Raw genomic sequence first — 1,310 nt, 5'->3', positions numbered from 1 at the left:
ATAAAGTATTTGCGTCATTTGGAATTGGTGCTGCAACCGTCGATACCAAATTAGAGAAATCAAGCTATAAAGCCGGTGAAACGGCAAATGGTGTAGTTGAGATTAGAGGCGGAAGCACCTCCCAAAGTATTGATTCGATATACTTAACCCTTTACACTACTTATATTCGCGAGTCGGATGATAAGAAATATACCGATTATGCCCCTATACAGAAGGTTCAAATTTCAGAACCCTTTACAATCGATGAAAATGAAAAAAAAGAATTTCCTTTTTCATTCACACTTCCTTTTGAAACGCCGATTACGTACGGCAATACAAGAGTGTGGGTTGCAACAGGACTGGATATTAAAAACGCAGTGGATCCAAAAGATAAAGACTATATTGAAATCCTTCCCAATAGCCTGATTGACTCCATTCTTCATTCAGTGCAGGATCTGGGCTTCAGGATACGGAAAGTGGAGTGCGAACAGGCTCCACGGCGCTTCAGAGGTCGATATCCATTCATCCAGGAATTCGAATTTGTTCCAGTGAACGGGCAATATCAACGCTCATTGGACGAAATCGAATTAATGTTCCTTAATCAGTCCGAGGATCAGGCAGATGTTTTAATCGAGGTAGATCGAAGAGCTAGAGGACTTGGAGGATTCTTGGCTGAGGCCCTTGAAATGGATGAGTCGATGGTGAAAATGACTATAAAATCTTCCGACATCCCTCATCTCTCTTCCAAATTCAAGGAAGCAATCAGCAGATTTGTTTGATTGGATTCGACAAAGGTTCCTAATTTTTGATGAAGGATTCGACAGGGACATTGTTTAATTTTATGAGTACAACATAAACCGGAGGGGTGCTCATGCTTTTACTCGAAAAAATCAAACGTCCAAGGATGCTGAGGTCAAAATTTGACATTACCGTTTTTCAGACTCCAAAATACGGAGAAGAAAAGGGCTACCAGAAGGTGTATCGAATTTCGATAGAAGCAAATACCCATGAGGAGGCACTTTACGAAACGTTCAGGATTTTTAATGTTCCAGACCTCATGCCTGCTGATTACAAAGGAAGGTATATCGCAACCAGGGATATCATTTTCATTGACGAAGGCAGAAAGGGGCACTTTTATTACCGTTTGCAGCCAAATGGTTGGAAAAGGGTGAATCGAATTCTCCTTCATTAAAGACTTAAGCATAAACATACTAAGATTAGTGGGTAAAGTCATCGACGGATGTCTTTACCCACTATTTTTCTTTTTAGAGTTATAGTGAGAAGTGAAAGAAAGCTCGACCAAAGCCTCAAGGATTTCGAATCCGTATCAA

2 protein-coding genes are annotated in these 1,310 nt (G+C 40.5%); both read left to right on the top strand.

The window, feature by feature from the left end:
* Window positions 1–758, top strand: a 758-nt coding sequence (locus HP456_RS24075) for a sporulation protein (protein ID WP_172255689.1), incomplete at its 5' end; no start/stop codon positions are given.
* Between the two features lie 92 nt (window positions 759–850).
* Window positions 851–1,171: a YodL domain-containing protein gene (locus tag HP456_RS24070; protein ID WP_172255687.1), complete on the top strand. Its 321-nt coding sequence runs from the start codon at window positions 851–853 to the stop codon at window positions 1,169–1,171.
* Window positions 1,172–1,310 lie beyond the last annotated feature (139 nt).

The sequence above is a fragment of the Bacillus haikouensis genome (assembly GCF_013179555.1).
Classification (GTDB): Bacteria; Bacillota; Bacilli; order Bacillales; family Bacillaceae_B; genus Rossellomorea; species Rossellomorea haikouensis_A.
This window is presented reverse-complemented; position numbering and strand designations above follow the sequence as displayed.